This window comes from Agromyces agglutinans (assembly GCF_009647605.1).
Lineage (GTDB): Bacteria > Actinomycetota > Actinomycetes > Actinomycetales > Microbacteriaceae > Agromyces > Agromyces agglutinans.
This window is the reverse complement of sequence record NZ_WJIF01000002.1, coordinates 639,098-645,684: the sequence shown is the minus strand read 5'-3', so window position 1 is coordinate 645,684 and position 6,587 is coordinate 639,098. Positions and strand designations below refer to the sequence as shown.

The following is a 6,587-nucleotide window of genomic DNA, read 5'->3' as shown; positions in this document are numbered from 1 at the left end:
CGCGGCCGGCGGCACCGCCGCCGACCCGGCGAGCGCGGCGCAACCGGCGGCGGTGGCCGCCACGGCGCCGCTCGCGCCGGGGGCGCCGAAGCTCACCGTCAAGGGCAGCTCGCTCACCATCACGTGGACCGCACCCGCCGACGGCGGTTCGGCCGTCACGGGCTACAAGCTCGCCCTGAACGGCGGCACCGTGGTCCCCGTGCCCGCGACGTCGACGAGCTACACCTTCGCGAAGCTCGGCGCGGGCACCTACACCGCCACCGTGCTCGCCACGAACGCCGTCGGCGACGGCGTCGCCTCGCCGGCCTCGACGTCGGCGCGGATCGCGGGCGCGAAGGCGGGATCGTCGCCGACCGACCGGGTCGAGACGACCGCCACCGCGACGGATGCCGGTGCGCCCGGCTGGCTCGCGGGTGCGGGCATCCTCGTAGCCCTGGTCGCCGTCGGCGGACTCGCGCTGCTGGGCCAGCAGGTGCTTCGGCGACGCCGGCCCGCCACCGCGCCCGCGACGGCGTCGCCCGAGGCATCCGCCCCCGATCACGGCGCCAGCCCCGCCTGACGCACCCCTCCACGAAAGGAACCCCATGCCCAACCACCGACCCCGCCGCCGAGGCGTCGCGATCGCCACCGCGGTCGCGACGGCCGGCGCCGTCCTGGCCGGCGCGACCGCGTTCGCGTCGGCTCCGGCCGCGGCCGACGCCGGCGATGCCGCGATCGACACCGTCGACTACATCGAGGACGCGTACGGCATCTCCGACAGCGTCCTCGAGACCGTCACCTTCGAGCGGTTCGAATGGCTGCTCGCCCAGGAGGGGCGCTTCGCCTTCCTCGTCGGCGGCGTCGAGGACCCGCACATCGCGGCCTCCGCGAAGGCCATCGACGCGGTCGCGAAGTCGGCCGGCGTCGAGCGGATCTACGCCTTCGACCCGAAGCTCGACGGCGACGCGCTCGACATCCGCACCACCGCCAATGCCGACGCCGCGGCCCTCTGGGCCCGGCTCGTGACCGACGCGCTCGGCGCGACCAAGGAGACGCAGACGCCGTTCGACGGAACCGACGACCCGTACCTGTTCGTCTACGACCGGTCGCACACCGAGGCCGGGGCCGAGGACCGCATCGTGTCGGCGCTCACCGAGACCGTCACCGCCGAGCAGCTGGCCGATCCGGCCGGGCTGGCGAGCTTCGAGTCGAAGGTCGCGGCGGTGCTCGGCACGGGCGCCGAGCTCGACGCGATCAGCCAGTTCGCGTTCTCCGACGAGGTCGTCGACGCCAAGCACGTCTCGCAGGTCGGCACCGGCGAGAACTGGGGCGGCCCGACGATCATCGACGAGTCCGACCACGACTGGCGCATCCGGAACATCACGTACCCCGAGCTCGTGCACCTGCTCGAGAGCGACGGCGACCACGTCCTGTTCTTCGGCGGGACGTGGTGCCACAACACGCGCGCGGTCCTGAAGGAGGTCAACGCGCAGGCTGTGGCGAACGGCGTCGACGCGGTGTACTTCTTCGACCTCCGCCTCGACGGCGCATCGGGCAACGACCTGCACATCCGCGACACCAACTCCGACTTCGCCCACCTCTACGGCGACCTCGTGAACGCGCACCTGCCGGGCCTGAAGACCCAGTACGTCACGAACGGCAGCGCAGGCCAGCGCGTCGAGTTCCGCCCGGGCGGCGACCCCGCCGCGGCCCTCGCGATCGCCCCGAAGCTGCAGGTGCCCTTCCTGCTCGAGCTCGACGGCGACCGCACCGTCGACGGGCAGCCCGCGCCGATCGTGCAGCAGTGGATCCGCGACAACGGCGACGGCACGTACCGCGAGTACATGACCGACTGGTGGTGGGTGAAGCACCAGACGGGCGGCAACCCGTCGAGCCCGAACATCCCGGCGAACCACGCGTTCGCCGACGAGGCCATCGCGAAGGTCGGCGAGTTCTTCCGTGCGCTGCCCCGTGAGGACGGCGGCACCGGCCCGACGACGCCGCCCACCACGCCGCCGCCGACGACCCCGCCGACCACGCCTCCGACGACACCGCCGACGACGACCCCGGTCGACCCGACGACCGTCAGGGGCTCCGTGCAGGTGTCGGGCGACCTCGTGCCCGGCGGCACCGTCTCCGTGCGAGCGACCGGGCTCGCACCGGCGACCGCCGGCTTCGCGGTCGAACTGCACTCGACGCCGCAGACGCTCGGCACCGTCTCGACGAACGCCGCCGGCGGATTCACCTTCACGGGCACGATCCCGACGTCGACGACCGCCGGCGCGCACACCGTCGTCGTGACCATCGACGGCGTGACCGTGGCGAGCGCATCGGTCACGATCGGCGCTGCCGCAGCCGCATCGGCCGCGGGGCTCGCCGACACCGGTGCCGGCCTCGCGGAGGGCCTGGCCTGGACGGCGGCCGGCCTCATCGCGGTCGCGAGCCTCGCGCTCGTGCTCGCCGCCCGGATCCGGGCACGTCGGGCCGCCTAGTCCGAGGGACGGCCACGGGGGCGGATGCCACGAGCATCCGCCCCCGTTCGCGTGCGCGCACGCCGTCACGTGCGCGCGGGGATGCCTAGACTGACGCGGTGACCGACTCCTCCCCGATCCTCGTCGTCGCCGTCGTCGCCGCGTGCCTCGCCGCGCTCCTCCTGGGCCTCGCGATCGGCGCCCGCGTGCGCGTGGGCCGCCTGCCGCGCTCGCTCGTCGTCGAGTACGCGCCGCGGCGGGGGGCATCCGTCATGGGCGACGCCGTCCTCGCGGGGCAGGACCGCCGAGCCGCGTCGGCGGCGCTGCTCGAACTCGCGACGACGCGCAAGGTGCGCCTGATCGCGGATGCCTCCAGCGGCAAGCGGGCCACCGTCGCCGCCGAGATCGTCGACGACGCCGCCCTGACCGCGCGCGACCTCGCGCTGCTCGAGGCGCTGTTCGGGACGGGGCATCCGAACCATCGCGTGCGCCGGTTCTCGCGCGACGCGCGCGTCGTCGGCCGGCGCATCCGAACGCTCGTCGCCTGGACCGTCGACGAGCTGACGCGGGCAGGCCTCGTCGCCGGCGTCTCGAGCGCGCGGCAGGTGCTGCGCTCGTTCTCGTGGCTGGCGCTGGTCGCGATCTGCATCGTGCTGCTCGCCACCCTCGTCGCCGGTGCCGGCGCGCCCACCGTGATCGCCGGTGTCGCGCTCGCCGTGATCATCGCGGCGCTGTCGGTGATCCCGAGCGGCCGCAGCCGCCGGTTCACGGCCGCGGCCCGCCCGTGGCGCGAGCACCTCGACGGCCTGCGGCAGTACATGCGGCTGGCGGAGGCCGACCGCATCCGCGCGCTGCAGGCGCCGCAGACGGCCGAACTGCTCGACGTCCCCGCCGACGTGCAGGCCACGCTCGGCACGCGTGCCGGGCGATTCCGCCTGCACGAGCGGCTGCTGCCCTACGCCGTGCTGTTCGGCATCGAGCGCGAGTGGCTCCGCGACCTGAAGCTCGACTACGCGGAGCTCGACGCGGCATCCCTCGCGAATCTCGGCGATGCACTCGAGCTCGCGCACTCGCTGTTCCTCGTCGCCGACGCGATCGGCGAGCTCGGCGAGCTCACCTTCGCGGTGGGCGACCTGGTGGATGCCTCGGGCGGCGTGCTCGAGGCGGCCGGCGAGGTGTTCGGGGCGATCGGGGACCTGGCGCCGTAGCGTCTGCGGCTCCGGCCCGCCGCCGGTGCTGCTCATGGCGGAACCGCCCAGGGCAGAGCCGCCGAGGGCAGAACTGCCCACGGCGGATCCGCTGGCTTGCGCCGGGGCCGGCGGCGCACGCTGGGGACATGACCGATGAGACCCCAGCCCCGCTGCATCCGATCGATGCCGACCTCTCGACCCGCCTCTTCCGCGACCGGATCGTCGTGCTCGGCGACCAGCTCGACCAGAACCTCGGCAACCGCCTGACGACCCAGCTCCTCATGCTCTCGGCCGAGGACCCCGACCGCGACATCGCGTTCTGGATCAACTCCCCCGGCGGCTCCGTGCCCGCGATGCTCGCCATCATGGACGTGATGCGGGCCATCCCGAACGACGTGGTGACCGTCGCGATCGGCATGGCCGCGAGCGCGGGCCAGTTCCTGCTGTCGGCCGGCACGCCCGGCAAGCGGCTCGCGCTGCCGCACGCGCGCATCCTGATGCACCAGGGCTCGGCGGGCATCGGCGGCACCGCGGTCGACGTCGAGCTGCAGGCCGACGACCTGCGCCACACGCGCGACACCGTGCTGGCCCTCCTCGCCCGCCACACCGGCCAGCCGCTCGAGCGGATCGCCGAGGACTCGCTGCGCGACCGGTGGGTCACCGCCGAGGAGGCCGTCGCCTACGGGTTCGTCGACCGCGTCGCGTACGACGCCGCCGAGATCCACCCCCGCATGGTGGCGCGGCCGGTGGGCGCCGGGTTCCGGTCGGATGCCCCCGAGCACCCGCTCGCGACGGCCGGCGGCGGCGTGCTCGCGGGCGCCGAGGGGGTGTCGGCATGAGCAGCTACTCGATCCCCTACGTCGTCGAGCGTCGCGGCAACACCGAGCGCACCCTCGACGTCTACAGCCGGCTGCTCGCCGAGCGCATCGTGACGGTCGGCACCGAGATCGACGACGGTGTCGCGAACGTGCTCATCGCGCAGCTGCTGCACCTCGAGGCGGATGCCCCGGACGCGCCGGTGCACCTCTACATCAACTCGCCCGGCGGCTCGCCGCACGCCACCCTCGCGGTGTACGACACGATGCAGCACATGCGTCCGCCGGTCGCGACGACCTGCGTCGGCCAGGCGGGCGGCCCCGCGGCCGTGCTGCTGGCCGGCGGAGCACCCGGCATGCGGAGCATCCTGCGGCACAGCCGGGTGGTGCTGCACCAGCCCTCGACCCAGGGCCGCGGCTCGATCCCCGACCTCATCATCCACGCCGACGAGGTGCTGCGCGTGCGCGCCGAGCTCGAGGAGGTGCTGGCCCACGACACGGGACGCACCGTCGAGCAGATCCGGCTCGACACCGATCGCGACCTCATCCTGCCGGCGGCGGCCGCGGTCGAGTACGGGGTCGCCGACCACGTCGTCGCGGTGCAGCGGATGGGCATCGGGCAGCTGCCGGCCGCGTAGCGGGTGCGGCTGCTGCGGGCCGGCGGGCCGGCCGGTCGGCGGCAGCCGCGTCAGGCGGCGAGCGCCACGCCTCGTGCGCCAGCCGATGGGGTCACCGGCACGGACGTCTCGTGCCACGGGGCGACGGTGCGCTGCGACCGCGCGTCCGTGAGGTCGAGCACGGCGACCGGTCGCGGCATCCGCACCGGCTGGCCGACCAGCTGGCCGGCGACCCCGGCCGCGACATCCACGAGCGTCAGCCCGAGCGCGCCGGCGACGGCCGCGAGGATCTCGCTCGACGGCTCCTTGCGGCCGCGCTCGATCTCGGAGAGGTACTGCACCGAGACCCCGGCGCCGCGGGCGACGTCGGCGAGGATGCGTTCCTGCTCGAGCCTCGTTCCGCGCAGGAACGCGCCGAGCGCCTCGCGCCACAGCAACGTCGGCCGATCGCCCGTCTCCACCCTCCGAACCGCGTCCATGGACGCGACGCTACCCAGCCCGCGGGCGGATGTCTCGTGCATCCGCTGACAGCAGAACTCAACACACGCGCGCGGTCTGCTTGTGGACTTGTAACAGGTCGACTTGTCGACTTGTCGACTTGTCGACTTGTCGACTTGTCGACTTGTCGCAGGTCGATTTGTCCACTTGTCGACCGTCAGGCGCGTGTCGTGTCGCGCGCGAGCGCGCGGCCGAGCGCGGCGCGGAACGCCTCGGGCTGCTCGACCCACGGGTAGTGGCCGCACTCGGCGAGCATCACGAGCTCGGCGTGCAGCAGTTCGGCGTAGGCCACCACGGGCGCCACGCCGACGAGGAGGTCGCCGTCGCCCGCGATGACGGTGACGGGCGGCAGGGATGCCTCGCGCACGCGGTCGGCCGCGTCGTCGGGGATGCCCTCGAACCAGGCCAGGTCGGCCGCGAGCTCCCAGTCGCCGACCGAGACGTGCGCGCGTTCGCGGTCGGTCCACTTCGCGTAGCCCGCGGGCCCCTCGACCACGCGGTGCCGCTCGAAGTCGGCCTGTTCGACCGGGTCGGCGCCGAGGAGCGAGGCGAGGGCGACCTCGAGCTCGGGATCGGCCCTCCGGTCGGCGATGGCCCGACCGTCCCACGGCGTGCCCGTGAGCCACATCGCGGGCGGCGTGACGAGCGTGAGGCTGCGGATGCGTTCGGGATACCGCACGGCGGCGGCGAGCGCGAGCCGGGTTCCGGCCGAGTGCGCCACGACGTCGACCTGAGCGAGCCCGAGGTGATCGGCGAGATCGACCAGGTCGTCGGCGTCGGTCCACCAGCCGCGCGAGCGTCCGCCGGTCGACGGCGTTCCGCGCGGGTGCAGCACCGCGAGCGAGCGAACGGATGCCGCGCCCGCGAGATCCTCGAGGTACTCGACGCCGCGGCAGGCCCCGCCCGGGACGACGAGGGCGGGCTCGACGCCGGCAGAGGCCTCGCCCGCCGTGCCGGAGCCGATCAGGTGGTGGGCGATGGTCCGGCCGTCGCGGGCGGTGAAGGTCTGCACCCGAC

General features: G+C 74.2%; 7 protein-coding genes. 5 read left to right on the top strand and 2 right to left on the bottom strand.

The window, feature by feature from the left end:
• The 5 genes from GE115_RS06200 to GE115_RS06180 all read left to right on the top strand — a co-directional run.
• The coding region (locus GE115_RS06200; protein ID WP_172979729.1) for a fibronectin type III domain-containing protein at positions 1 to 559 on the top strand (559 nt) is incomplete at its 5' end.
• Positions 560 to 584: 25 nt separating this feature from the next.
• Complete coding sequence (locus GE115_RS18515; RefSeq protein WP_216648765.1) at positions 585 to 2,471, top strand: Ig-like domain-containing protein; 1,887 nt, start codon at positions 585 to 587, stop codon at positions 2,469 to 2,471.
• Between the two features lie 98 nt (positions 2,472 to 2,569).
• Positions 2,570 to 3,658 carry a DUF2207 family protein gene (locus GE115_RS06190; protein WP_153683864.1) on the top strand — a complete coding sequence of 363 codons (1,089 nt, stop codon included), beginning with the start codon at positions 2,570 to 2,572 and terminating at the stop codon, positions 3,656 to 3,658.
• Between the two features lie 128 nt (positions 3,659 to 3,786).
• Positions 3,787 to 4,479, top strand: a complete 693-nt coding sequence (locus tag GE115_RS06185; protein WP_153683863.1) for a ClpP family protease — start codon at positions 3,787 to 3,789, stop codon at positions 4,477 to 4,479.
• The gene (locus tag GE115_RS06180) at positions 4,476 to 5,093 is read left to right on the top strand and encodes a ClpP family protease (protein ID WP_153683862.1); all 618 of its coding nucleotides are present in this window, start codon (positions 4,476 to 4,478) and stop codon (positions 5,091 to 5,093) included. Before GE115_RS06185 ends, GE115_RS06180 begins: the two co-directional genes overlap by 4 nt.
• Positions 5,094 to 5,143: 50 nt before the next feature.
• Here the strand turns inward: GE115_RS06180 and GE115_RS06175 are convergent, their stop codons facing one another.
• Positions 5,144 to 5,551 carry a helix-turn-helix domain-containing protein gene (locus GE115_RS06175; RefSeq protein ID WP_153683861.1) on the bottom strand — a complete coding sequence of 136 codons (408 nt, stop codon included), beginning with the start codon at positions 5,549 to 5,551 and terminating at the stop codon, positions 5,144 to 5,146.
• Between the two features lie 176 nt (positions 5,552 to 5,727).
• On the bottom strand, positions 5,728 to 6,582 hold the full coding sequence (locus GE115_RS06170) for an alpha/beta fold hydrolase (protein ID WP_312854942.1): 855 nt from the start codon (positions 6,580 to 6,582) through the stop codon (positions 5,728 to 5,730).
• Positions 6,583 to 6,587: the final 5 nt, after the last annotated feature.

Bases quoted from the DNA above. Each gene is read 5' to 3' on its own strand.
- GE115_RS18515 (WP_216648765.1), top strand. From the start codon at position 585: ATGCCCAACCACCGACCCCGCCGCCGAGGCGTCGCGATCGCCACCGCG.
- GE115_RS06185 (WP_153683863.1), top strand. From the start codon at position 3,787: ATGACCGATGAGACCCCAGCCCCGCTGCATCCGATCGATGCCGACCTC.
- GE115_RS06175 (WP_153683861.1), bottom strand. From the start codon at position 5,551: ATGGACGCGGTTCGGAGGGTGGAGACGGGCGATCGGCCGACGTTGCTG.
- GE115_RS06180 (WP_153683862.1), top strand. From the start codon at position 4,476: ATGAGCAGCTACTCGATCCCCTACGTCGTCGAGCGTCGCGGCAACACC.